At 54.8% G+C, this 22,929-nt stretch carries 22 protein-coding genes; 11 read left to right on the top strand and 11 right to left on the bottom strand.

Going from position 1 to position 22,929, the window contains the following annotated elements; all coding sequences use genetic code 11:
• The first annotated feature begins 20 nt into the window (after nucleotides 1-20).
• Nucleotides 21-983, top strand: a complete 963-nt coding sequence (locus tag ACKC9G_RS05125) for a DUF692 domain-containing protein (RefSeq protein ID WP_411403859.1) — start codon at nucleotides 21-23, stop codon at nucleotides 981-983.
• Nucleotides 983-1,873 (top strand): putative DNA-binding domain-containing protein, encoded by an 891-nt coding sequence (locus ACKC9G_RS05120; RefSeq protein WP_411403858.1) that lies wholly within the window; start codon nucleotides 983-985, stop codon nucleotides 1,871-1,873. The genes ACKC9G_RS05125 and ACKC9G_RS05120 overlap by 1 nt, the downstream gene beginning before the upstream one ends.
• Before the next feature lie 75 nt (nucleotides 1,874-1,948).
• Here ACKC9G_RS05120 and ACKC9G_RS05115 read toward each other — a convergent pair whose 3' ends face one another.
• The 3 genes from ACKC9G_RS05115 to ACKC9G_RS05105 all read right to left on the bottom strand — a co-directional run bounded on the left by ACKC9G_RS05115 (nucleotide 1,949) and on the right by ACKC9G_RS05105 (nucleotide 4,789).
• Entirely contained in the window at nucleotides 1,949-2,428 is a 480-nt protein-coding gene (locus ACKC9G_RS05115) for a DUF3828 domain-containing protein (RefSeq protein ID WP_411403857.1), read from the bottom strand.
• Nucleotides 2,429-2,539: 111 nt separating this feature from the next.
• Nucleotides 2,540-3,394: a sulfurtransferase gene (locus ACKC9G_RS05110; protein WP_411403856.1), complete on the bottom strand. Its 855-nt coding sequence runs from the start codon at nucleotides 3,392-3,394 to the stop codon at nucleotides 2,540-2,542.
• Between the two features lie 93 nt (nucleotides 3,395-3,487).
• Nucleotides 3,488-4,789 carry a tryptophan--tRNA ligase gene (locus ACKC9G_RS05105; protein ID WP_411403855.1) on the bottom strand — a complete coding sequence of 434 codons (1,302 nt, stop codon included), beginning with the start codon at nucleotides 4,787-4,789 and terminating at the stop codon, nucleotides 3,488-3,490.
• A gap of 402 nt (nucleotides 4,790-5,191) precedes the next feature.
• Here ACKC9G_RS05105 and ACKC9G_RS05100 point away from each other — a divergent pair, with 402 nt between their 5' ends.
• The 3 genes from ACKC9G_RS05100 (at nucleotide 5,192) to ACKC9G_RS05090 (ending at nucleotide 7,755) form a co-directional block, all read left to right on the top strand.
• Entirely contained in the window at nucleotides 5,192-5,434 is a 243-nt protein-coding gene (locus ACKC9G_RS05100) for a DUF2789 domain-containing protein (RefSeq protein ID WP_411403854.1), read from the top strand.
• Nucleotides 5,435-5,572: 138 nt separating this feature from the next.
• Nucleotides 5,573-7,000: a phospholipase D-like domain-containing protein gene (locus ACKC9G_RS05095; protein WP_411403853.1), complete on the top strand. Its 1,428-nt coding sequence runs from the start codon at nucleotides 5,573-5,575 to the stop codon at nucleotides 6,998-7,000.
• Between the two features lie 8 nt (nucleotides 7,001-7,008).
• Nucleotides 7,009-7,755, top strand: a complete 747-nt coding sequence (locus ACKC9G_RS05090; RefSeq protein WP_411403852.1) for an endonuclease/exonuclease/phosphatase family protein — start codon at nucleotides 7,009-7,011, stop codon at nucleotides 7,753-7,755.
• A 78-nt stretch (nucleotides 7,756-7,833) separates the two neighbouring features.
• On the opposite strand, the gene hutG is transcribed toward ACKC9G_RS05090, so the two are convergent.
• The 3 genes from hutG to hutC all read right to left on the bottom strand — a co-directional run bounded on the left by hutG (nucleotide 7,834) and on the right by hutC (nucleotide 10,106).
• A complete protein-coding gene (gene hutG, locus ACKC9G_RS05085; protein WP_411403851.1) occupies nucleotides 7,834-8,649 on the bottom strand; it encodes an N-formylglutamate deformylase in 816 nt (271 codons plus the stop codon).
• A 111-nt stretch (nucleotides 8,650-8,760) separates the two neighbouring features.
• A complete protein-coding gene (locus ACKC9G_RS05080; RefSeq protein ID WP_411403850.1) occupies nucleotides 8,761-9,345 on the bottom strand; it encodes a HutD family protein in 585 nt (194 codons plus the stop codon).
• Complete coding sequence (gene hutC, locus ACKC9G_RS05075; protein WP_411403849.1) at nucleotides 9,342-10,106, bottom strand: histidine utilization repressor; 765 nt, start codon at nucleotides 10,104-10,106, stop codon at nucleotides 9,342-9,344. The genes ACKC9G_RS05080 and hutC overlap by 4 nt, the downstream gene beginning before the upstream one ends.
• Nucleotides 10,107-10,303: 197 nt before the next feature.
• On the opposite strand from hutC, the gene ACKC9G_RS05070 reads away from it, so the two are divergent.
• Together ACKC9G_RS05070 and yaaA are read left to right on the top strand one after the other, a co-directional pair.
• A complete protein-coding gene (locus tag ACKC9G_RS05070) occupies nucleotides 10,304-11,668 on the top strand; it encodes a formimidoylglutamate deiminase (protein ID WP_411403848.1) in 1,365 nt (454 codons plus the stop codon).
• A 230-nt stretch (nucleotides 11,669-11,898) separates the two neighbouring features.
• Entirely contained in the window at nucleotides 11,899-12,672 is a 774-nt protein-coding gene (gene yaaA, locus ACKC9G_RS05065) for a peroxide stress protein YaaA (RefSeq protein WP_411403847.1), read from the top strand.
• A gap of 77 nt (nucleotides 12,673-12,749) precedes the next feature.
• Here the strand turns inward: yaaA and ACKC9G_RS05060 are convergent, their stop codons facing one another.
• The 3 genes from ACKC9G_RS05060 to ACKC9G_RS05050 form a co-directional block, all read right to left on the bottom strand.
• The gene (locus tag ACKC9G_RS05060; RefSeq protein WP_411403846.1) at nucleotides 12,750-13,739 is read right to left on the bottom strand and encodes a Tim44 domain-containing protein; all 990 of its coding nucleotides are present in this window, start codon (nucleotides 13,737-13,739) and stop codon (nucleotides 12,750-12,752) included.
• A gap of 262 nt (nucleotides 13,740-14,001) precedes the next feature.
• On the bottom strand, nucleotides 14,002-15,723 hold the full coding sequence (locus tag ACKC9G_RS05055) for a potassium channel family protein (protein ID WP_411403845.1): 1,722 nt from the start codon (nucleotides 15,721-15,723) through the stop codon (nucleotides 14,002-14,004).
• Nucleotides 15,724-15,729: 6 nt separating this feature from the next.
• Nucleotides 15,730-16,113 carry a DUF6394 family protein gene (locus ACKC9G_RS05050; RefSeq protein WP_411403844.1) on the bottom strand — a complete coding sequence of 128 codons (384 nt, stop codon included), beginning with the start codon at nucleotides 16,111-16,113 and terminating at the stop codon, nucleotides 15,730-15,732.
• Nucleotides 16,114-16,293: 180 nt separating this feature from the next.
• Between ACKC9G_RS05050 and ACKC9G_RS05045 the strand changes: the two genes are divergently transcribed.
• The 4 genes from ACKC9G_RS05045 to ACKC9G_RS05030 all read left to right on the top strand — a co-directional run bounded on the left by ACKC9G_RS05045 (nucleotide 16,294) and on the right by ACKC9G_RS05030 (nucleotide 20,643).
• Nucleotides 16,294-16,770, top strand: coding sequence for a DUF6231 family protein (locus ACKC9G_RS05045; RefSeq protein WP_411403843.1), 477 nt, complete (start codon nucleotides 16,294-16,296; stop codon nucleotides 16,768-16,770).
• A 127-nt stretch (nucleotides 16,771-16,897) separates the two neighbouring features.
• On the top strand, nucleotides 16,898-17,164 hold the full coding sequence (locus tag ACKC9G_RS05040; RefSeq protein WP_411403842.1) for a hypothetical protein: 267 nt from the start codon (nucleotides 16,898-16,900) through the stop codon (nucleotides 17,162-17,164).
• Between the two features lie 37 nt (nucleotides 17,165-17,201).
• Nucleotides 17,202-17,855, top strand: coding sequence for an SOS response-associated peptidase (locus ACKC9G_RS05035; RefSeq protein WP_411403841.1), 654 nt, complete (start codon nucleotides 17,202-17,204; stop codon nucleotides 17,853-17,855).
• Nucleotides 17,856-17,886: 31 nt separating this feature from the next.
• Nucleotides 17,887-20,643: an insulinase family protein gene (locus ACKC9G_RS05030; RefSeq protein WP_411403840.1), complete on the top strand. Its 2,757-nt coding sequence runs from the start codon at nucleotides 17,887-17,889 to the stop codon at nucleotides 20,641-20,643.
• Between the two features lie 78 nt (nucleotides 20,644-20,721).
• On the opposite strand, the gene ACKC9G_RS05025 is transcribed toward ACKC9G_RS05030, so the two are convergent.
• Nucleotides 20,722-21,171: a hypothetical protein gene (locus ACKC9G_RS05025; protein WP_411403839.1), complete on the bottom strand. Its 450-nt coding sequence runs from the start codon at nucleotides 21,169-21,171 to the stop codon at nucleotides 20,722-20,724.
• Between the two features lie 64 nt (nucleotides 21,172-21,235).
• Nucleotides 21,236-22,696 (bottom strand): exodeoxyribonuclease I, encoded by a 1,461-nt coding sequence (gene sbcB / locus ACKC9G_RS05020; protein WP_411403838.1) that lies wholly within the window; start codon nucleotides 22,694-22,696, stop codon nucleotides 21,236-21,238.
• Between the last annotated feature and the right edge of the window lie 233 nt (nucleotides 22,697-22,929).

Below are 22,929 nucleotides of genomic sequence, written 5' to 3'. Positions count from 1 at the left end.
CTCGCCGACGATGAGACGCAATGAGCAACGTATTCACCTCCAAAACCCCTGCCCTAGCCAGTCTGGGACTCGGCGCAGGATTACGCTCCTGCCATTTACCGTACCTTGAGAAGCACTTATCCCCTGAGCTGGCTGGTGTTGACTGGTTTGAGGCCATCACCGAAAACGTGCTGGACCATCAGGGCTATGCCCGTGATTTCCTGTTTCGACTGCGCGAGCACTTTCCTGTGGTGCTGCACGGCGTATCTCTGTCGATTGGCTCAACCGATCCACTGAACCGGGATTACCTGAAAAAGCTCAGAGCGCTGGCGGATAGTCTTTCACCGGCCTGGATTTCCGATCATCTGTGCTGGACAGGAATTCAGGGGCTTAACAGCCATGACCTGCTACCCATGCCACTGACCCATGAGAGCCTGACTCACACCTTAGAGCGTATCGATCAGGTCCAGGAGATGCTTGGACGGCCATTGGTGCTGGAAAACCCCAGCAGTTATCTGGCCTTTAGCCGCAATGACTACCCGGAATGGGAGTTTCTCGCCGAGCTGGTCAAACGCAGCGGCTGCCTGTTACTGGTAGACGTTAACAACATCCATGTCAGCAGCGTTAATCTCGGCTTTGACCGCCTTGAGTACCTTCATGCGCTACCAGCAGAGGCGATTGTGCAGTGCCATATCGCAGGCCCAACGGACATGGGCAGTCATCTTATCGACACCCATGACCAACCAGTGCCAACGCCGGTGTGGGAGCTTTATCAGGCGTTACTGGCTCATTGCGACCGCCCCGTGTCCACCCTGCTGGAATGGGATGCCAACATTCCGGACTTCCCTGATCTTGTGGAGGAATTGTATCTGGCACGTGACGTGATGGCGGGTCGTATTCCGAAGCGCAGGACCGCCACGGCCAGCGAAGGCAGCCAGCTATCGACACCGATTGCAGCAGGTATCGAGGCTTCCTCCTTCACTCTGTGGGAGGCCAGCGCCTGATGAATGCCTCCCTCAATGAGCAACAATTCTGGCTGTTGCAGGAAATCCTTCTTGGCCGCCGTACAGGGGCGAATCCGCAGGAAGCGCAGCTGCTGAAGGGCAGTTGGCAGCGAATGATTGAAAGTACTGAGCAGTTTGACGCCAGTGCTCGGCTTGGCATCTATCAGGACGGCTACCGACTGCGTCTGCTGGAATGCCTAAAGGCCGAATTTCCGGTACTGCATCGTCATTTTGGCGAGCGTATCTTTCGCCTCTTTGCCCTGGGTTTTCTGGCACGATTCCCTTCGCGGCATTACAGCCTGCATGAACTGGGTGAAGGGTTTGCCCAGTACCTTGCCGATACGCGCCCTGCCTGCTCCGCGCTACCGCCCGCTGAGCAGATCAGGCTATCGATTCCCGAGGAAATTGCCCGGCTGGAGCGGGCGCAGGCGGTTAGCCTTCGAGCTTCAGGGCTGGAGTCACAGCGCAATTGCCTGCCTGAACTTAACTGGTTTACCTGGCCTGCGCTGGCCTGCCCATCCACTTCGCAACTGATCGAAAGTGAGTTTGATCTGCTCAGCTATTTTCAAACGCTGGCAAGTCAGGAAGACGCACTGGATGAGGCCATCACGACCACCGAAGCACCTCCATCGACGGTGCCGTTACCCGCAAACGAGCCCTGCGCCTTGCTGGTTTTCCGTCATCAGTACCGCCTGAATGTCGCCCGACTGACGCCATGGCAGGCAGCGATATTTCGGTGCCTGAACGATACGACCCTAGACCCGTCAGCCTTCTGGCCAGAGGCACTTAAGCAAAGCGAAATGGAGGCCGCTGACCTGCTTGGCAAGCTGAGTCTCTGGCTACCACAGGCCATTAGTAGCAGCATGCTGATGATTGATGAGGCAGGCTGAAGATGGTTTAAGGTGAGAGGCGACGGCTTTTAATGGATAGGACCGTCGCCTGCAAAGCAGAGTATGGGTGAAGTATTATTGAAAAATCGCCTGCTCGTAGTGGTCGGTCTCGTCTCTGACGCGAACGATTTTCCAGCCCTGATCGTCTTCCACCACCACCCGAAGATGAAGCTTTTTCCCCTCACTCACAGGCAAGTACACATCTAATGTCTTACTGGTCGAAAAGTCGGGGGCTTCTTTCACTTCAAGGGCTAAGATCCAGACCGGGTCATAATCCTGGGTGTAGGTAAAGTAATCAGCCTGCAGAATCTCTTGTTCCGGCATGGATAACACTTTCTGCAGGCGAGCAACGGTCTTCGGAGCAACAAAGGTTGTCACCACTTGAGAGCAGTAGTGGCAGTCAACATTTGAGCCGTCAAAATCGGCGACATAGCCTCTGTAAAACTGTTCGACCGCACTTGCCGGGCTGGCGTGCTCTGCCGCCAGAGTGCTTTGCCCAAGCAGCAACAGGCCGGCAAAGAAGAGCTTTACCGCAGCGTAAACTCGTTTTTTCACTTAGTTTTCCTGTCAGAGTTCATTTTCGGACGTCCTTGTCAGCAGGTCTGCGCCCACAAAAAAAGGAGCTTTCGCTCCTTTTTAGTATCACGCTTAAACCAGCATATGGGCTTAGCCTTTCACCATCGGACGGCTCGGGTCTTTGCTCCATTCACTCCAGGAACCGGGATAAACGCGGCTGCCGGTGAGGCCCGCATGCTCCATGGCCAGGAAGTTATGGCAGGCAGTCACGCCAGAGCCACAGTAGTGCACGACTTCCTTCGCAGAAGCCTCTCCCAAAATCGCCAGCCATTCACCGCGTAGCTGCTCAACAGATTTAAAGCGACCATCAGCCTGCAGGTTCTGCTGCAGAGGGCGGTTCATGGCACCGGGAATGTGACCACCGACAGGATCGATAGGCTCGACATCACCACGGAAGCGCTCAGGTGCACGCGCATCCACCAGCTGCCAACGCGGATCCTGAATTTGCATCAGCAGTTCATCGGCATCACGTACCTGCACCAGAGACTCGCGCTCAGGATACTGGCCGTCAGCGTTTTGCTCGTGTTTGGTTTGCTCAAGCGTGCCGCCAGCGGCGTTCCATGCCTGAATACCCGCATCCAGCACGGCCACTTTGTCATGGCCTAACCAGCGCAGCAGCCACCAGCAGCGAGCCGCCATCGCGCCATTCAGATCGTCATACACCACGACCTGCGTCTCGGGGGTGATACCACAGCGACCAAAGAACTGGCGCAGTGCCTGCTGTTCAGGCAGGGGGTGACGGCCGCTTGTCGCTGTCACCGGGGATGACAAATCATTGTTCAGGTGGGCATAAAGCGCACCGGGAATATGGCCTTCCAGATAGGCGTTATAGCCTGCATCCGCTGTCGCAGCAGAAGCCACAGAGAAGCGGCAGTCCAGTACGACCCAATCCTCATTACCCTCGGCCAGCAAAGTGGCCGCATCAATCAAGGTGTTATATCCCATTATTCACTCCTTATCCGGCCCTTCTCCGGGACCTGACATGCTGCTGGGACTTTCTCCCGCAGAACGGGACACACCCTGTTCTCTCAGCGTTATTTAGCTATTCCATTCATCCAAAATACTCAGCTTGAGTTTCAAGCCGCGTTTTTCTTTCTTGCTTGCCTGCGCAAACTGCTCATCCAGTAACGCCTTCAGCGCCGCCAGATCATTGCCCTGCGCCGCCAGTGCTGCTTTAAGTTCAGTTTCCGCCGCAGCCTTGGCTTCTTCTTCACGCTGACGGGCGATTTCCAGTGCTTTGGCCTTTCCGGCTTCACGCTTGGCGATATCCTCGTCTGAAAGCTCCTTGGTGCTTTCATCCTGCTGAGCTGCCACCTTGGTGAAGCCCTCAGTAAAGCCACCGAGGCCCACAGCCTTACGGACCTGATCCATCAGAGGAGCCGCCTGAGCGCGCGCCTTGTCAGCGCCTTTTTTCAATACGGACTCAAGGTAGGACTGATCAGCCATGATACGTTTGTATTCTTCACGCGGAGCACTCAGACGGTCATTCAGCAGCTCAAACAGTGCATCCTTCAGCTCGCCCCAGGCCTCGCCACTGGCAAAGCGGCTTGCCATGGCCTGACGCTCATCCTTCGTGGCAAAGGCTGAGTAGATTTCAAAGAGAGTGCTTCCCTCGGTGTCCTTGGCCTCACCCGGCATCCGTGAATCGGTCTTGATGCGACGAACCAGCTTCAACAGCTCATCCGGCTCCACGAAAAGCGGAATGGTGTTGTTGTAGCTTTTGGACATCTTGCGGCCATCCAGCCCGGACATGACGGAACCTTCTTCACCCACCACCGCTTCTGGCAGGGTAAAGACCGGCGCATACATGTGGTTGAAACGCCCCGCGATGTCACGCGCCATTTCGATGTGCTGAACCTGATCACGGCCAACCGGCACCTTGTGGGCATTGAACATCAGAATGTCCGCTGCCATCAGGATCGGATAGCTGAAGAGGCCCATGGTAATGCCGTCGTCGAGATCTTCATTCCCGGCAGCGACATTGGCATCCACAGAAGCCTTGTAGGCATGGGCACGATTCATCAGGCCTTTGGCCGTCAGGCAGGTCAGTACCCAGGAGAGTTCAGTAATTTCAGGAATATCGGACTGACGGTAAAACGTCGCACGGTCAGCATCCAGGCCCATCGCCAGCCAGGTTGCTGCAATTTCCTGACGGGAGCGAAATACCCGCGCCGGGTCATCACATTTGATCAGGGCGTGAAAATCCGCCATGAAGTAAAAACTGCTGACATCCGGGTTACGGCTTTCCTCAATGGCCGGACGAATGGCACCGACATAGTTCCCCAGATGCGGGGTGCCAGTGGTGGTGATACCGGTAAGTACGATGGTTTTGCTGCTCATCCCTAGACTCTGTAACTCAGTAAGCCGACCCGCAGGCGGCCTGATTGGTGGGCAAATCGCCCTTCCGATCAGACGGAAAGGCTGGCGATGGTGAGTCAACCATATTAATCAACCCTGCCCCTTGGTGTCACGGTCAATGCCCGGCAGAGCCGAATAAAATCAATCCCTTGGCAGCGCCTTAAGCACTGAAAACACTTGGAAACGATAAGCCAGGCGTTTTCCGGCGTGCACAATTTGCAATCAGTGCAGATCACACCCAAGTAAAGGGGTAACGCCTCCGCGGGTAAAGCAGCCTCAATACAGGCCAGCCTAACGCCCGGAGATGACACCGGACTTACAACGCGCCGCCGTATCACGGCTCACACTGGCGCCGTTCCATTGGCGAGATCAAGGAGCAGAACCATGATGGACACTTCAACACATTCAATGAACACCCTGTTTGCCCAGCTCGGCCTGCCTGAGTCTGACCAGCAGATTGACCAGTTTATCCAGAAGAACGGCGGCCTCTCTGAGGATATTCCTCTACATCAGGCGCAATGCTGGAGCACGGCGCAGTCTCGCTTTTTGAAAGAAGCTCTGGCGCAGGATTCTGACTGGGCTGAAACCGTGGATGAGCTTAATGCCCGCATGCATGAGATGCACTGAGCGCTGGCATCCGACGTTTCCGGCCGAAGCACTTGTCATCAGGATCTGTGCTTCGGCTGCGTAGTAAAAAAAGTAAAAGCAGATGACACATTGCTGCCTCTCTCGCGTTACCGAACAGGACGGAGCCTTACGCACTGAATGCAGTATGACCTGATCTACCAGACCTTTATTATTTCCTCGATCCTGCTGTATCTGCTTGCCTTGTTCAGCATGATCTACCAGAAGCGCACGCCGACCTCGATGCTGGCCTGGCTACTGGCGATTTTGCTTGTGCCCCATCTGGCTGTACCGCTGTATTTCCTGATTGGTGTGCGCAAGCGTTCGCGTCTTAAACGAAAGCTGATTCGTGAGCTTCATGACATCACGCCCGATGAGGCGATGATGGACAACCCGGTTTCCTGCATCCTCACAGCCAATGGCATCCCCGCGCCCACCCGCGGTAATCGCTATGAGTTTTATACCTCCGGCAAGGAGGCTTACCACGAAATGGTGAAGCAGATTCGGGAAGCCCAGAGCTCAATCTACATCAGCACCTATGTGTTCAAAAAAGACCGCACCACCCGAGCACTCCTGCATGAGCTGACCGAGCGTGCACGTGAAGGGGTAGAAGTGAAGCTGCTGCTCGACAGTTTCGGTTCCTGGCAGGCCTACTTTTTTCAGCAGATGTTTGAGCCTCTGAAGGATGCAGGCGGCAAAGTCATTTTCTGTTTCCCTCTGTTGTCGCTGCCGTTTCGCAGCTACATCAACCTGCGCAATCACCGCAAGATCTATCTCTTTGACCGCAAGCGCGTCCTAAGTGGCGGCATGAACCTCGCCGCGGATTACATGAGCGCAGATGGTGGCGGCCCGGATGACTTTATTAATGACCTGCGCACCAGCCAGAAGGCCCAGTGGCAGGATATTCTCTTCCTGATCGAAGGCCCCGCCGTCTTTCATTACCACCAGATATTTGCAGCGGACTGGACTTATGCCAGTGGCGTGCCGATGCGGGTATCCCAGAAAGAAGCTCCCGCGCCGGTTGAAGGTGGCGATACCTTTATGCAGGTCGTGCCTTCCGGCCCGGATATTCGTACCGACGCCCTGTTTGAGGCGCTGCTGAGCGCTATTTACGCTGCCAAAGAACGAATCTGGATTGTGACACCCTACTTCGTTCCGGATGACAATCTGCTGCGCGCGCTCATCATCGCCCATCACAAGGGGGTGGATGTAAAACTGATCACACCGCGCTTCTCCAACCACAAACTGGCGGACCTTGGCCGCAGCAGCTATATGCGCGAACTGGAAGATGTCGGCGCGCATGTCGCCCTCTATGAACGCAATATGCTGCATGCCAAAGCGATTCTGATGGATCGGGCAGGCGTTATGCTGGGTTCCGTCAACATGGACAATCGCAGTCTTTTTCTCAACTATGAGGTGGTGACCTTTGCCTACTCTGAGAAAATCATCAATGAAGTCGAAGACTGGATGAAGGAGCTGCTGACGCAGTCCAGCCGGAATATGAAAAAGGTCAAACCGGTGCGCCGCTTCTTCGAGAACCTGATGCGCATTTTTGCTCCCCAGCTTTAAGGTAAGGCATGTTTAAACCCAGCATCATTCATCACCGATGTGGTGGCCGCCCGGCACGGGAGGCCCTCTCCGGCGAGTTTGGCCTGCTGTGTCTTAATGTGCACAAGAACAACCAGCGCGCGCCTTTTCAGAGCTTCTTCCGCCAGCACATGCTGCAACGGCCAACGGATCTGATTCTCTGGCAGGAGGCCATGTTTCGAGGTCAGGACAGCTTCTTTCTCGACCGCTTTTGCTACGAAGCGGCGCCCAATCTGCAACTCAAGAACCACTACTACGGCGTACTGACTGCCAGCGACACCCAGGTAATAAATGTTGCCTCGTTGCTGAGCTTTGCTCAGGAAATCTTTATCAAAACCCACAAAAGTGCGCTGATTACCTATTACTCTCTGGGCCGCGCCGATGGCGCCCTGCTGTGTGTGGCGAATATCCACGCGATCAATTTTCGCGGCCTTCGTCAGTATCAGGCAGAGATTGGTTTACTCGGTGAGGCGCTCACTTCGCACCGTGGGCCTTTAATCGTCGCGGGAGATTTCAATAGCTGGAGCCCACGTCGTGCCACCACGCTTCGTAACTTCTGTCACGGTCTTAGCCTGCAACAGGCGACGATGATGGATGGACGGCTGATCAAGCGCTTCTTTGGACAGCCGCTGGATCATGTCTTTTATCGGGGATTGGAGCTGCTGGAAGCCCGGTGTTTTTCCAGTGAGGTCTACTCTGACCACAACCTGCTTTACACCCGCTTTCGCAGTGATTGAGGATGCCGGGCTGGCATCCTCGTTGTGGCTTTAATTTTCTCTCAGCGTTGCACCTGAACACCTTCAGGCAAAGCGATCCTAGACATGATGGCCTTGTGAATAATGCCCCTGCGCCCAGCGCAGCATGGTATCCAGCAAAGCCTGAATCCGCTCACGCGTTGGTCCTGCGACTTCTTCATCAAACGCAAAGGGATAGTCTTCATCCATATAATTGCACTGTGACAGCTCCAGCTGTACAGCATGGCAATGAATGGCAGGCTGACCAAAACAGCGGGTGATAAAGCCGCCCTTGAAGCGTCCGTTCACCACGTGGCTGACCCCTTCAAAATGCTCACAGGTTTCTGCCAGCGCATGGGCCAGCGACGGATCGCAACTCTCACCGCTATTGGTACCAAGGTTGTAGTCAGGCAACTTACCTTCAAACAAGCGCGGTACGTGAGAGCGAATACTGTGGGCATCAAACAACAGCGCATAGCCAAAGGTTTCAACCATACGCGCCAGCTCATCACGGATTTTCTGGTGGTAAGGCCGCCAGATCTGCTCGATAGCACGAGTGCGCTCTTCAGCTGCAGGAATCATTCCGGGCTTATAGAGTGATAGCCCGTCGAAATCGATATCCGGAAACAGCCCGGTGGTTGCACTGGCATACAGCGGCTGATCATCCTCGGGGCGGTTAAGGTCAATCACATAACGGGAATAATTGGCGGCCAAGATGCTCGAGCCCATCTCTTTGGCGAAGTGATATAAGCGCGCGATGTGCCAGTCGGTGTCCTGTAACTGCAAGGCCTTTTCGGTCAGACATTGCCTGATACCAGGGGTCAACGCCTCGCCAGTGTGGGGCATGCTGATCAGCAGTGGCAATCGGCCCTGCTGGAATTCGAAAGCGGCAGTCATAGGTCACTCCTGATCATCGCCATGCTTTGATAATGTTTTTTAGCGTTCTGATGGCGAGTGGGTAATTAAACGATGGCTTTAATGCGTCACCTGTACTTATGGGGGCAAAGCCTAGATAACGACAGGCATTAACCGCCAATGCAGCCAGACACTGGGCGAAGTCGCCTTCAGCGCATCCCCACCGCCCAGCGCCATTTCTCCGGCTTTAAGCTCAAGATTCTGATGGATCAGAACACCGCCACCGGAAATACAGAAAAGCCCCTGATCCGGCCCGGCGTTGAGCCCCAGACTCCGGCCCGCATCCAGCGACACGCGCTGCAGCTGAAAACGTCCGGTACCAAAAGGCACCATCAGGTTCAGCGCCTTACAGTGCGGATGTTTAAGCTGACTGGCGTCGACCAGATCCTCCCCTGAGAAGTGCAGCCAGTCGCCGGTTTTCACCTGCCGACCCACACCGTTAATGCTCAGAGTTAGCTCACCCTGCACCAATGCCAGACAACGCTGGGTATTTTCAAAACGGGAGAAACCGCTGTTACCGGTGATGTCGGCCAGCGAAATGCGCAGGTAATGGGACTCATCGCCCTGATGCCAGAGAGTGCGCGTTAACCCGGCACCATTTTTCCATGGTACCTGCTGGATTTCTTCGGGACGAATGCGGTGCCACTGGCCTTCAGGCCACCAGAGACAAGTAGTCATGATTGATCAAAATGCCCTTCCAGACGATGACGGCTGCCGGGATACAGCAGGCGGGCGGAGGTCACGACATTTTTCTGTGACCAGGTACGACGACGGATCAGCAAACAGGGTTCATTGGCACTAATCTGCAGCAGCTCCTGCTCCCAGGCTTCCGCCAATACCGCTTCAACCACATGTTCACCCTCGGTGAGCGGTGCCACACGGGTCAGGTAGACAAAGGGCGTTTCCTGAGAAAAGTCCTGCTGGAGGTAATCCGGCGCCACGGCAGGGTTAACGTAACGATCCTCAATCTGGATAGGCGTGCCATTTTCGAAATGCACGATGATGCTATGAAACAGGGTATCGCCTTCACGAATTCCCAAAGCAACGGCCTGCTCAGAAGTCGCTTTCACAGACTCCATGCGCAGAATATCCGCTCGGTGCTGATGACGGCGCGCCGTGATTTCATCGGCGATATTGTGCACTTCAAACAGGGCCGAATGGCCTTTGGCTTCCGCGACAAAGGTGCCAACGCCCTGCATCCTGACCAGATAGCCATCAGCCGTAAGCTCACGCAGGGCACGATTGATGGTCATGCGGCTAAAACCCAGCTCACGTACCAGCTCACTTTCCGAGGGGATACGGTAATGCTCAGGCCAGAGGCCTTCCTGAATCTGATTAAGAATCAGGCGCTTAACCTGCAGATAGGCCGGGCCTGGCGGTAAACCGTCGCGCTTGAGCGCGGTCGCAAGCCCTGTATCTTCAGGGGAGAGTTGAGTCACTGTGACGTCCTCAATCTGTCTCCCGGTCGCCGCCGGGAAGTTATTACACCGGTAATCACGAATTGCACCGGCCAACTATAACGTATATATATGTATATACAACCTGACATCCCTGATGACGCAGGCTTGCGACTGCGCATAGCCACCGGTCAGAGACTCAGGCAAAGCCTCTCACCGCCTAGCGCCCGGATGCCGGAATGACGACTTACTTTGCCTCCCACGCCCTACTCCCTGATGGCTGGAAAGCCAACGTCCGCCTGACTGTCGATGCCTTCGGCACCCTTGCCTCCATTGAAGCTGATCAGGTTCGTCAACCGGAGGATGAGTTCACCGGCATGATTGTGCCCGGCATGCCCAACCTGCACTCCCATGCCTTTCAACGCGCAATGGCTGGCCTTACGGAAGTCGCCACGGACCCTAAAGACAGTTTCTGGAGCTGGCGTGCCCAAATGTATCGCATGCTGGAGCAGATTGGCCCAGAAGATGTGCTGGCAATTGCCCGTCAGCTCTATATCGACATGCTTAAGGCTGGCTTCACCAGTGTCGCCGAATTTCATTATTTACACCATGACCTTGATGGCCAGCCTTATGCACCGGCGCAGCGCCTGGGTCAGGCGATCAGTCAGGCCGCTAGCGAATCCGGCATCGGTTTAACCCTGTTGCCCGTGTTCTATGCCCACAGTGGTTTTGGTGGTCAGCCGCCTGAGCAGGGACAACGGCGGTTTATTCACTCTCAGGACAGCTATCTGCGTCTTTATGAGAACCTCACTCAGGAATTGGCCGGGATACCAACCCAACGTACCGGCCTTTGCTTCCACTCTCTGCGAGCAGTAACGCCAGAGCAAATCAGCGCTACCCTCGCCGTGCATCAACCCGGCACACCGGTGCACATTCACATCGCCGAGCAGCAAAAAGAAGTGGATACCTGCCTGAGCTGGAGCGGCCAGCGTCCCGTCGCCTGGCTAATGGATAACGCACCGGTTGATCAGGACTGGTGTCTGGTACATGCCACCCATCTGGATGAGCATGAGGTGAAAGCGCTCGCCAGCAGTCAGGCTATCGCCGGACTCTGTATTACCACGGAAGCAAATCTGGGCGATGGACTCTTCCCGGCAGACCAGTATCTGGCCGCAGGTGGCCGCTTTGGTATCGGCAGTGACAGTCACATCAGCCTCAGCGTAGTGGAAGAACTGCGCTGGCTTGAGTACGGACAACGCCTGCGTGATCAGGGACGTTGCCGCCTGAGCCAGCCGGATCAGCCCGCGGTGGCTGACTATCTCTATCAGGCGTCCTGCCTCGGCGGCGCCCAGGCATTGGGACAAAAAATCGGCCAACTCACTGTGGGCTATCGCGCGGACTGGCTGCGTCTGGATGATCACCACCCCTTGCTGCAAATCGCCTCCGACACTCACCGTCTCAGTCGCTGGCTCTTCGCCAGTGAGCGCAACCTGATTCAGGATGTGATGGTCAATGGCCAGTGGGCTATTCGGGAAGGCCAACACCTTTTGCAGGACAACGCAGCCAATGATTACCTGCAAACTCTTAAGCGACTGAACAGCTAAACCTGCTTTTACCCCGGGTAACGAGCTACTGCTGGAGTCACACCGCTGGAAAAACGTCGCAGCCACGCTGGGGCGGTTTTTTCGGTGTGACAACGCTAAACGCGATCTTGAAGTCTGGCTCAATCAACCTGATTAGGATAAGCGATTAGCTGCGTTACCGGGGGTTGTGTAGACTGTCTGGCAATCCCTGCTCGGTAATGAGCAGAGCCCTTTGATCGACAGGAGTTGCCATGCTTGCCGTTATTTCCCCGGCCAAAACACTGGATTACGAAACCCCCGCCATCACGAAAACATCGACCAAGCCTGACTTCATCGAAGATTCAGCGGCCCTGATTGATGAGCTCAAAGCCCTGACGCCTGCCGATATCAGCCAGTTGATGAGCCTGTCGGATAAGCTATCGAGCCTGAACGCAGCGCGCTTCGCCCAGTGGAGCAAGACTTTTACCGAGGAAAATTCCAAACAGGCCGTTCTGGCCTTTAAAGGTGACGTTTATCAGGGGCTGGACGCTGAGTCACTGGATGACGATGGCCTAACCTATGCTCAGCAGCATCTGCGGATTCTTTCCGGCCTGTATGGACTACTGCGCCCACTGGACCAAATGCAGCCCTATCGTCTGGAAATGGGCACCAAATTCGCTAATGCCCGCGGCAAAGACCTGTATGCCTTCTGGGGCGACAAAATTACTCAGGCGCTGAATAAAGCCCTGGAAAACAGCGGCGATAGCACCCTGATCAATCTGGCATCCAATGAGTATTTCAAGGCGGTGAAGAAGGCCAAACTCAAAGGCAGACTCATTACGCCGGTCTTCAAGGACTACAAAAATGGCGAGTACAAGATCATCAGCTTTTACGCCAAGAAAGCCCGAGGCCTGATGGTCCGCTACATGATTGATCATCAGCCCAGGGAAGCTGAAGAGCTTAAGAACTTCGACTATGACGGCTATGCTTTCAATGCCGCCGCCTCAGAGGAAGACACTTGGGTATTCCTGCGGGATGCGACCTGAGTACCACTGAAAGTGAGTCATAAAAAAACGGCATCTTTGGATGCCGTTTTTGCGTTTAGTCTTGCGGGTCAGCGCTTTCAGTCAGGCTGCTGAATACCTTCGATCTGCCAGGGAGCCTTTGGATCCGCTGAAGACTTGGTCAGATGCCAGATCTCGCTGAACTCACCTTCCTGACCGGCCTGCTCTTCCTGAACCCAGCCGGAGAACTGGATCGAGGCAATAAAACGATCTTGCAACTGCTGGAAGTTTACCAGCTCAGTCATCACCGATACCACTTCAGTGTGCTGGCTTTGGTCCAGCGCTTCGCGCTCATTACGAATCTGCTCGAACAGCGCGGGGGTCATATAGTCTGCCATCGTGGCGTAATCCGCCTGATCCCAGGCTTGCTGCAAGGCACGGAAATGGCCTTTGGCTTCCTCAAGGAAGGCTTCGGCATTAAACCACTCCGGGGTTTTCATGGAGTCTTCAGCCAGCTCAGCCATCAGACCTTGCTGAGGCGTGCCAAAGCTGCCTCCACGAATAACGTCCTCACTCTGCTGACGCGCCATGGACTGAGGCTCAACCGCTGCTTGCGCCTGTTCATTGTAGCTACCTTGTGCAGGCTGTGGCTGGTATCCGTAATTGCTGGCTTGCTGGGACTGTGTTTGTGATTGTGCCGCCTGACGCTTTTTGGCGAACATACGGTAGATCAGGTAACCCACACCGGCTAGTAGCAGAATATCGATCAAACCACCGCCGCTGAAGCCACCGCCAAAGAACAGCGCGCCCAGCAAACTGCCCGCCAGCAAGCCGCCTAGCATACCGCCCATCAGACCACCCTTACGGCCTGTATTCGCGGCGGCAGCAGTCTGGGATGTGGAGTTAGTGGCAGCAGAGCTGTTTGTTGTGGTTTTGCTTTGGGTGGGTGAATAAGTAGGTTTGGCAGGCGTGGAATAGGTGCTGCCAAATGACTTGCCGCCGCCCAGACGCTTCGCCTCGGCCTGCTGCATGCCCAGAGTGAACACCAGCAAAAAACCCATAACGAAGGTACTAATTCGCGACAAGGGAATCATGCGCGTTAAAGACATCGTGTGCTCTCCAAAGTTGCGCGGGTGACCGAGATCATCCTGCTCATCGGCCCCGCGCCATGATCAAAAAGTGTTTTTCTTACAGCCCGTGACCGCCGCAAGAGATGCACTCTTCATGCTAATTTCTTGCACAAACTAATATAAACAGGCCAGCAGTTCAAAGTATCGAATGGTTACCTGCGATGACATCGACAGGCAAAAACCGCCTGAACCAGGCAGGATCAGGCGGTATACCACTGAGATATCCCAAGGAAATAACCCACTAGTTTGAGGAGCGAGGATCATCCAGGCCTTCAAAGCGACGATTCAGCCAGCGCCAAACCGTGCCGGAGGCACCTTCATAACCATCGCGAACGTAGGTCAGCATGTTGTAGTTATACGCAATTCGGGACATGGGGCCGTAGGCCTCCGTATCACCGCAGAACAGCAGCTGGTCTCCGGCCTGAAGTTGCGTGTCGGTGGCCGGTAGCAGTGTCACCTCGCCTTGCCGTTTGAGCATCAGCGCCAATGCCGGCAAGCTGTCCTTGCGGTTACCGGGATGATGCAAAAACAGCGACAGCGGCAGCTCTTCCTGAAGGTTCAGGGAGGTTATCAGCGCAGGCGTTTCGCGATCATTAAGGGTGAATGACCAGCTATCCAGTTCCTCCTGGCCGACCAGATCACGCATCTGCATGATGAGCTTGTAAGCCCACTCATCCGATTCGCGCGGCAGATACGAGAGAAAATCCAGCAGCAATGGCGATTTGATCAGCATCATGATCCGGTTGGCCATGATGCCGCTCGGGTCCATGACATAATCCGCTTTCGCTGCTTTAAAAACCGCTTCGTTATAGCGCTGATTCTGCCGAACCACGGTGATCAGATCCGGGTTTATTTCACGTGCCGTCATGAGAATCGAGAGGTTATTGGCATCGCTTGCGGTCGCCGCCACCAGACCTGCAGCCTCACGGATATCCGCCTGTTCCAGAGTGACAGCCTCCGTCCCCAAACCCTCAACCATATTATCGGTCAGGCCGTACTTGGCCGGGTCAGGTTCAACCACCACCAGTTCAACATTCTGCACTTGCAGCTGTTTATGCAACGCGGTGCCCATTCGCCCATAACCGCATATCACCCAGTTGCCGCGCGGTTTTCGCTCGCCAAACTGCAAAGGGCGATGACGGGGATTCACCAGCCAGTCATACACCAAATGACGGTAGGGCGCGTGAATGGCCATCGCCATGTATTCGGCAAAGGAGGTAAAAGGATTGATGATGTGATCTGTACCAAAAGAAGCCAGGTTAGCCGCCAGTGAGTCGTTTTCAGCACGACTGATCACCGGCGTTTCCTTGGTGAGCAGCTTGCCGGCAATAGCAATGGCCAGATTCACTTCATCATTGTTGGTCAGCGCAATCACGCCGATACAGTTGGGCTTGAGCAAGCCTGCATCCTTGAGGACATCCGGCTGGCTCGCATCCGCGCCATAGGCCGGAATCATCATCCCCAGTGAATCTGTCTCCAGATCATCCACGCGGCTCTGGTCAATATCGACCACCACCGTCTGCAAACCCCGCTCAGCCATCATTTTGACCAGCAAGCCGCCGGTCAGGCCATAACCGCAGACGAGGTAAAAAGGCTCCTGAATCTGCCGAACGGCATTCCGAAAGCGGTGCCGCGACCTTACGCGGGAGAACGCCGGGTCCTGCAACACGGAAAGCATGGTTCCGATGCTGTACAGCCAGACGATGACCGTGGCGTAAATGGTCAGCATCGCCCAGTAGCGCTGGGCATCAGTAAAGGGATAGGGAATCTCGCCAAAGCCAATGGTCGAGCCCATAAAGCTGACGAAATAGAAAGCATGGAAAAAGCCCATCTGCCAGGGCTGGCCCTGATCATCCTGACCGGGAATCAGCACGAATCCGGTAATGGAGACGGCGTACACCACGATCAGTGAAATCAGCGGAAGACGTAACCTGCGAAGCAGCAGGTACATAGCGCTCTTCATCAGCGCTTACCGACGAATCATCACGGTCTCGACCATCAGCAGAATGACTGAGGTCACATTCGCCAGCAAGGCGCCAGCGGATAAGGACACCACCGACGAGACAATGCTGGTGGTCAAACCACTTTCCGAAACATAGTCTGCATAGCCCCAGACCATGGCTGCCAGCAACAGCTGCAAATCCGCCACCAGGCTGGTCGCCAGCAGCACCGCACCGATGTGGGTTCGGTCGCCAAATTTAAGCACCGTTGCGATCAGGCTTACGACAATGGCCGCAAAAAGCTCAAAGGCATTGTGGTGCTCAGGGTTTTGCATTTCCCCCAGCACAAAGCCGAAGTTCAGCGTCAGTGCCAGTACGATAAAAAATGCAAATACGACCTTTTCCCGATTCATCCCCGTCTCCCTGATGCGTAAGTTAATGGGCTATGTCACCCTTGTGAACTTCAGCCCGCTGCCCTTGATGCTGAGGATTTCTCACCAGCAGCCTGGGCCAGAGGTTATTTTGCGCAATAACGTCATCCGGTGAAAGGCTGTTACGAGTCTGCGCCGCTTTACCTGCGAAATGAGTACGCCATGACGCCCAATGAACTTTTACTGGAACGACTGCAACAAAAAAAGCCCCAGCGTCTCCTGTGTCTGGGTCCGGAACTGCCACCGGCGGTCAGTACCTTTCAGATCGACACTACGAACAGGCCCATTGCGGTGAGCGAATGTCCGGACATTCAACGCGCACCTGAGGAAACGTTCGATCTGGTACTGGTCTCCCAGCAACTGGAACAGTTACCCAAGTCAGAAGGAAAAACCCTGATCGGCAGGCTGCGACATCTTTTCGCCCCTAGTGTCTGGGTCTGCTATCAGCAGGACGACCAGAGTGAATGGCAGGATACCGACTTCTATAGCCTCGGTATGACCAAGGAAGCGACCATTCAGAGTGCTGACAGTGCCTTTGTACTCTATGCCTTTGATTTGCTTACTTATAACCATGTTCGCAGCTGGAACAATGCCAATCACTGGGCCAATCCGCAAAACTGGGGCAAATACTGGTGGTAAGGCCCAAGGGCCGCGCTGGTCGTGTGTAACGCTTTACCGTACACTTAGCCTCATCCGCCATGATAAAAGGCTTTCGCCATCATGACCGGGATAGGATGTCGATGAAGTTACTGCCGGAGTCATTCCCATGAGCCAAGCACGCAACCAGCGTTATATCAAGATAGCGACTGCCTGTCTGCAAGCCCTGAAACAGGTCGATTCCCAGGCTGAAAGGGATGAACAGATCAGCAAGGTGTATCAGGCCATTGATACAGCTTTTCAGGAAGCCAACCACGAATATGCCATGCAGCTGACCCAGGCACTGGTTGCACTGGAGCAGATTGCCACCCTGCCAGAGGGCGATCAGCACCGCGCCCGTGATATTGCTCTGGCCGCACTGCCCGCTCGCCACTGAGCGACAAGCCCTTCTTCAGCATTAATAAGAGAGGCCTATGACGGGACGTGTCGCCCAGCAGGCAGTCTACGAGCAAGGGTGGGAGTTGCGTGACAACGCTCCCCGCCCTCTCAAACCCTCACCCAATATTGCTCCCCACCAATGGCTGGCCCTGATTCGTCAGCCCGAGATACTTGAATCTGCCCACTGGGGACTCGCTCCCTCCTGGATCAGCCATCTTGACCGTGCGCCCTATACCGCCCGGGCCGATCAGCTGCTGACCAATGGCATCTTCAAAAAGCCTGTCCGGCGCCAGCGCGCCCTGATTCCGGTTGATGGTATCTATGAATGGATACAGCAGGATAAACGCCGCTGGCCTGTGTATATCTCAAGCCCGGAGCAACCGGTGCTATACGCAGCGGCACTGTGGGAAACCTACAAATTTGAAGAGCTATCCTTTTTGACCTGCGCGCTGATCAGTACGCGGGCAAACGCCTTTCTCAGCGCCTTTCTGACGCGCATGCCGGTATTTTTGACCGAAGAACAGGCACAACAGTGGCTTGATCCTGACCTCTCTGAGGAGGAAGTGTTCAAGCTGTTACAGCCTTGGTCTGCTCCCTTGCAAAGCTGGCAGGTAACACCACAAATGAATTCGCCGGACTTCCAGAGCCCGGAATGCATCCAACCCATTGGCCGTCGTTTCCAAGGTTGAGCAACGATTGTCACCAGCTTACAGGATTGCCATGAAGCCCAGTTGGTATTCTGCGCTTGTTCTCAGCGCCCTTTGCTGCGGGAGTGTCTCCGCGCAAGAGATCATCAAGAGCCCTAATGATCACCGTCAGTATCAGAGCCTGACGCTGCCCAACGACCTGCAAGTGCTGCTCATCAGCGACCCCAAGACCGACAAAGCCGCCGTCTCCATGGACGTGAATGTGGGTAGCGCCGATGAACCCACAGCGGTTCCGGGCCTGGCTCACTTTCTGGAGCACATGCTGTTTCTGGGAACCAAGAAGTTCCCCCGCCCCGATGAATATCAGGGCTTTGTAAGCGCCAATGGCGGTGAGCAAAACGCCTTTACCGCCTTTACACACACCAACTACTTCTTCGATATCGATCCTGGCCAGCTGCCTCAGGCCATGGACCGTTTCTCGCAGTTCTTTATAGCGCCCCTCTTCACACCGGAATATGTCGACCGTGAAGTACACGCCGTCGATTCCGAGTACAAAGCCAAGATTCGTGAAGATGGCCGCCGTTTCTACGAAACCATGCGACGAGCCTATAACCCGGATCATCCCATCAGCCGCTTCTCGGTCGGAAACCTGACGACCCTGTCCAACGATAAAGGTCAGCTGCGCCAGGAGCTGATGGACTTTTACCAGCACCACTACAGTGCCAATCGCATGCGTTTAGTCGTGCTGGGCAAACGTCCGCTACCGGAACTGCAGAAGCTGGTTACCAGCTACTTCGCGGCCGTTCCTAACCATAATATTGAGCTCAAGCGTGACTTCGCTCCGCTCTACACCCCGCAGCAGCTCCCCGCCCGGCTGGATGTGAAGCCCCTGCGTGAACTGCGAAGCCTGACAGTCGACTTTCCGTTACCTTCTCTTGAGCCTTACCGTGACAAGAAACCACTTTCTTATATTGCCAACCTGATTGGCGATGAAAGTGAAGGCAGTATTCTTTCCGTGCTGAAAAAACAAGGATGGGCCACTTCTTTAGGCGCAGGCATTGGCTACCAAGGCGATGATGCCTCGACACTGCAGCTGACAATGGACCTGACGCCAGCGGGCGTTGAGCATGTGCAGGACAGCCTGAAGCTGATCTTTGATTACATCGACATGATCAAGGAGAAAGGCGTTGAAGCCTGGCGCTATCAGGAAATGGCGAAGATGGCAGATCTCGACTTCCGCTATCAGGAAAAGTTTGATGGCGTGAGCTACGTTCGCTCCCTGGCCTCCAATCTTCAGGACACGCCAGCCGCAGAAGTCATTCACGAGCACTACCGTTATGACGACTTCGACCCCGCACTGGTTCATCAGCTCCTGAATAAACTGACGCCGGAAAACATGCTGGTCAGCCTGATGGCCCCCGAAGTCAGCACCGACAAAACCACCAAGTGGTACAAGGTGGATTACTCGCTCAAGCCCATCAAAGCCTCGGACTACGAAGGCAAACTGCCCGGCAAGCTTGAATCTGCACTGGCACTACCGCAGCCCAATCCCTTTATTCCGGAAAAGCTGAATCTGTTGTCGGGCAATTCATCAGCGCACCCGGAATCGATCTACAAGGTGCCCGGGCTTGAGATGTGGTTCCAGAAGGACACCTCTTTCAATACCCCACGAAGCGATATTTTTATTAACTTCCGCTCGCCTCTGACCAATGACAGTCCGCTGCATTACGTCATGTCTGAGTTCTACGTTCAGCTAATTAACCAGCAGTTGAATGCCGAGCTCTATCCTGCCCTGCTGGCCGGGATAGATATGCAGCTGTATCACCACCTGCGTGGTGTTTCCCTGCGCATTTCAGGCTACAGCGACAAGCAGAATGAAATTCTTGCGGCTGTGCAGAATGCCATGTTGCATCCGGAGTTTAATCAGCAGCGTTATGACATCCTGCGTCAGGAATTTTCCGACGGTATTGATAACCAGCAACAGACGACGCCCTATCAGGCCACGATGCGCTGGCTGGGTGAGCGCCTGATTCCGGCACAATGGAGCAGCGCTGAGCTGGCCAAAGCCAGTCAGGAAATGACACTGGATAAACTCAAGGCCTTCTTCCCGCAATGGCGTAGCCAAATGCAGATCGTCGCCCTGGCCCATGGCAATCTGGAAAAAGATACCGCGCTGAGCATGGCCAAGCAGCTGCAGTCTCATTGGCTGGCGGATGCCAAGGCCGTCGATGTACCGTCCATCAAGCCGAAGATGCTGCTGCCCGGCACGGAAGAACGTCAGAGCGCTGAACTGGCGCACAAAGACACGGCCGTCACCTGGTACTGGCAAGGCGCAGATGATTCTGACAAGACCAAAGCGGAATTCATTCTGCTCAGCCAGATCATGTCGACGCCCTTCTATGCTTCGCTTCGAACTGAGCAGCAACTGGGCTACATCGTTTTTGCCACCTATACACCCTTTATCGATTACCCGGGGCTGTCCTTTATTGTGCAGTCGCCCAAGGCATCGGGATTACAAATTGAGCGGGCGATTGAAAGCTTCCAGCAAGTTTTCGGTCCTCGTCTGGCGCAGCTTAACGATCAGCAACTGGCAAGCTTCAAACAGGGCATAATTCAGGATCTGAAACAGCCGGATGAAACCCTGTATCAGCGAAGCGAATACTACTGGCGAGAGCTGGACCGTGACGCAAAAAGTTTCGATAGTCGCGAGAAGATGATTCAGGCGCTGGAGAATGTGAAAGCGGCGGATCTTAAGGCACTGTTCAAGCGCCAAACCAGTGTGCAGGACCAGCGCAGTCTGGTGATTTCAGCCGTTCCTGAAAAGTCCTGAGGAAACTTAGGACAAAAAAGGCCTCTTCTCTGAGGCCTTTTTTTATTTTCACTGTCAGTAGCATCGTTGCCGGCGTGCTCAGGGCGCCGGAATGATCGTCGGATCGGGAAAATCCTCTGCCGGTTTTTTTGCCACGGGTGCAGAAATAATCGTGGCATCCGGTGTAGCGGTCTTCACTTTGGCAGGTGCGGCAATTACATCCACATCCTCAGGCATGACGCTCCCGGGCGCGACCTTCACCTGAGGTGCTGTTATCACGCGTGCCTCAACAGGCGCAGAGAGTTTGCGCGCCTGCGGAGCGGTTATCACCTCAACTTCCCAGCTCCCTGCTGGCTGAGTTTTCCTCTCGGCAGGAGCAGGAATTACTTTGGCATCCACCGGACTTTTGGCCACTGGCAGCGGCGCCTTGATGACATCCACAACACTGGCATTTGTCGAGTCCTTGGTCGCAGTGGGAGCCGGATAGACTCCCACATTATTGGGATCGCTCCCGGATGCCCGGGCTCTTGCCGCCGCTGGAATCACCATGACAGACGGGTCCGCTGCGGTCTTTCCCGGCTCAATCGTAATTTCAGCGGCACACAGCACGCTGCTACTGAGCAGCAATCCGCTGAGGACGCAACAACTCCTGAGAAAGTGAGGATTCAAGATCATCAGCATACTCGGCCAAACGGGACAGAACCTCATGGTGCGCTGGCGTAGCGCCTTCTGCAAGTTGTGAGAGTTTCTGACGGTAGGCCTCGAGACTCAATGCTCCTGCACGCCCATCCTCCAGACGCTCCCGGCAGAAATCGATCCACTGGGCTTTTTCCGCATGGTTGAGGAAATCAGGATAATTGCGTGCACGATAGCGAAACAGCATTTCTTCCAATCGGCCATCCTGAAAGGCCGGCGCATAAGATCCAAGAGCCTCAGCCGGCATGCCAGTGATTTCCTCAAGCTGACGCCGATCTGTTGAGGACAGGAATCCGCCGCTGTAGAGGCTTAAATCCGGGTCTGAACTGACTTCTCTTTCATCACGAGCCATGACCAGTTTCAGGGTTTCGTGCCAGACACTGTGCTGACGCAATAACTCAAGATTATCCGTGAGCGCTTGTTGGGAAAGCCCCAGACGCTCCAGCACCGCCGCATTGACACCCATAACTACCGGGCTTTTATTCACATGCAGGGTTTTAAGGCCTGGGCGAATTTCACCTTCGCCCAGTTCACTACTTGGGGTATACAGGCGGCGCTTGATTTCATCCGGCGTTAACTCGAGCAATATCTCCGCCGGACAGGATAAGTCCCATACCAGAATCCCGTTGGGATTCGATGGATCCTGCATTAGCGGCACCACTACCGCTGCATTATGCCGATCCGTTGGATAGCGCCCTGAAATATGCAGTAAAGGCTTCATCTGGCCAACGCGGCAGATATCCTGAACTTCACGTTTACTGCGCAGTGACAAGCAATAGTCAAACAAGGCAGGAGCACGGTTTTTTACCAGCCGCGCCAAAGCAATGGTCGCCTCCACATCACTTAACGCATCGTGGGCGTTGGCATGACTCAACCCATTAGCGGCAGTGAGATCCTCCAGCTTCATACTGATACGACCGTCACGCTCGGGCCAGGTCAGGATCTCAGGTTTCATCAAGCGCACAAGGCGCATCATGTCGAGAATATCCCAACGGGAGCAGCCATTCTTCCATTCACGAGCGTAAGGATCCCGCAGATTACGAAAGAGCGAATGCCGGGTCACTTCATCATCAAAGCGGATAGAGTTATATCCCACACTGCACGTATTGGGCTGCTTCATTTCTGCTTCGATGCGGGCAATAAACTCAGCTTCACAGAGCCCTTTTGCCCACGTCTCATAAGGATCAATCCCGGTGATCAGACACGCCTCCGGCTGGGGCAAATAATCCACCGAGGGAGCACAGTAAATCATGACAGGTTCACCTATGGGGTTAAGATCCCAGTCTGTGCGAATCCCGGCGAACTGCGCAGGCCGGTCCCGGGCAGGATCAATCCCGAAGCTCTCGTAGTCATGCCAGAAAAACGTGGGTTGTGTCATGAAGTTACTCTTCCTTGATCGGGCAAAGCCTTGAAATACAGCTGCCTGCAAGCCTAACAAGCTTTCAGATTAAAGACGAATACCGGTACTTTTTTGGAAGCGATTACAAGGCTGTAACGCACTATTGCTTTAAGGCCTTCTGAAACAACGTTACAATACGCGCCCCTCAATCGGATGGCCCGCCGGTCTGTATCGACGGCCCCTCGACATACCGATTGCCTACAACTGCATCA

Source organism: Pokkaliibacter sp. CJK22405 (assembly GCF_046614695.1).
In the GTDB taxonomy this organism is placed as follows: domain Bacteria; phylum Pseudomonadota; class Gammaproteobacteria; order Pseudomonadales; family Balneatricaceae; genus Pokkaliibacter.
The sequence above is the reverse complement of the archived record's forward strand: the minus strand, read 5'-3'. Positions and strand labels throughout refer to the sequence as shown.

Excerpts from the sequence above, each read along its gene's own strand:
- ACKC9G_RS05080 (WP_411403850.1), bottom strand. The coding sequence starts at position 9,345 with ATGACTACTTGTCTCTGGTGGCCTGAAGGCCAGTGGCACCGCATTCGT.
- ACKC9G_RS05030 (WP_411403840.1), top strand. The coding sequence starts at position 17,887 with ATGAAGCCCAGTTGGTATTCTGCGCTTGTTCTCAGCGCCCTTTGCTGC.
- ACKC9G_RS05110 (WP_411403856.1), bottom strand. The coding sequence starts at position 3,394 with ATGGGATATAACACCTTGATTGATGCGGCCACTTTGCTGGCCGAGGGT.
- ACKC9G_RS05055 (WP_411403845.1), bottom strand. The coding sequence starts at position 15,723 with ATGAAGAGCGCTATGTACCTGCTGCTTCGCAGGTTACGTCTTCCGCTG.
- ACKC9G_RS05120 (WP_411403858.1), top strand. The coding sequence starts at position 983 with ATGAATGCCTCCCTCAATGAGCAACAATTCTGGCTGTTGCAGGAAATC.
- ACKC9G_RS05070 (WP_411403848.1), top strand. The coding sequence starts at position 10,304 with ATGACGACTTACTTTGCCTCCCACGCCCTACTCCCTGATGGCTGGAAA.
- hutG (WP_411403851.1), bottom strand. The coding sequence starts at position 8,649 with ATGACTGCCGCTTTCGAATTCCAGCAGGGCCGATTGCCACTGCTGATC.
- sbcB (WP_411403838.1), bottom strand. The coding sequence starts at position 22,696 with ATGACACAACCCACGTTTTTCTGGCATGACTACGAGAGCTTCGGGATT.
- ACKC9G_RS05045 (WP_411403843.1), top strand. The coding sequence starts at position 16,294 with ATGACGCCCAATGAACTTTTACTGGAACGACTGCAACAAAAAAAGCCC.
- ACKC9G_RS05095 (WP_411403853.1), top strand. The coding sequence starts at position 5,573 with ATGCAGTATGACCTGATCTACCAGACCTTTATTATTTCCTCGATCCTG.
- ACKC9G_RS05050 (WP_411403844.1), bottom strand. The coding sequence starts at position 16,113 with ATGAATCGGGAAAAGGTCGTATTTGCATTTTTTATCGTACTGGCACTG.
- ACKC9G_RS05035 (WP_411403841.1), top strand. The coding sequence starts at position 17,202 with ATGACGGGACGTGTCGCCCAGCAGGCAGTCTACGAGCAAGGGTGGGAG.
- ACKC9G_RS05105 (WP_411403855.1), bottom strand. The coding sequence starts at position 4,789 with ATGAGCAGCAAAACCATCGTACTTACCGGTATCACCACCACTGGCACC.
- ACKC9G_RS05090 (WP_411403852.1), top strand. The coding sequence starts at position 7,009 with ATGTTTAAACCCAGCATCATTCATCACCGATGTGGTGGCCGCCCGGCA.
- yaaA (WP_411403847.1), top strand. The coding sequence starts at position 11,899 with ATGCTTGCCGTTATTTCCCCGGCCAAAACACTGGATTACGAAACCCCC.
- ACKC9G_RS05100 (WP_411403854.1), top strand. The coding sequence starts at position 5,192 with ATGATGGACACTTCAACACATTCAATGAACACCCTGTTTGCCCAGCTC.
- ACKC9G_RS05040 (WP_411403842.1), top strand. The coding sequence starts at position 16,898 with ATGAGCCAAGCACGCAACCAGCGTTATATCAAGATAGCGACTGCCTGT.
- ACKC9G_RS05025 (WP_411403839.1), bottom strand. The coding sequence starts at position 21,171 with ATGGTGATTCCAGCGGCGGCAAGAGCCCGGGCATCCGGGAGCGATCCC.
- ACKC9G_RS05060 (WP_411403846.1), bottom strand. The coding sequence starts at position 13,739 with ATGTCTTTAACGCGCATGATTCCCTTGTCGCGAATTAGTACCTTCGTT.
- ACKC9G_RS05125 (WP_411403859.1), top strand. The coding sequence starts at position 21 with ATGAGCAACGTATTCACCTCCAAAACCCCTGCCCTAGCCAGTCTGGGA.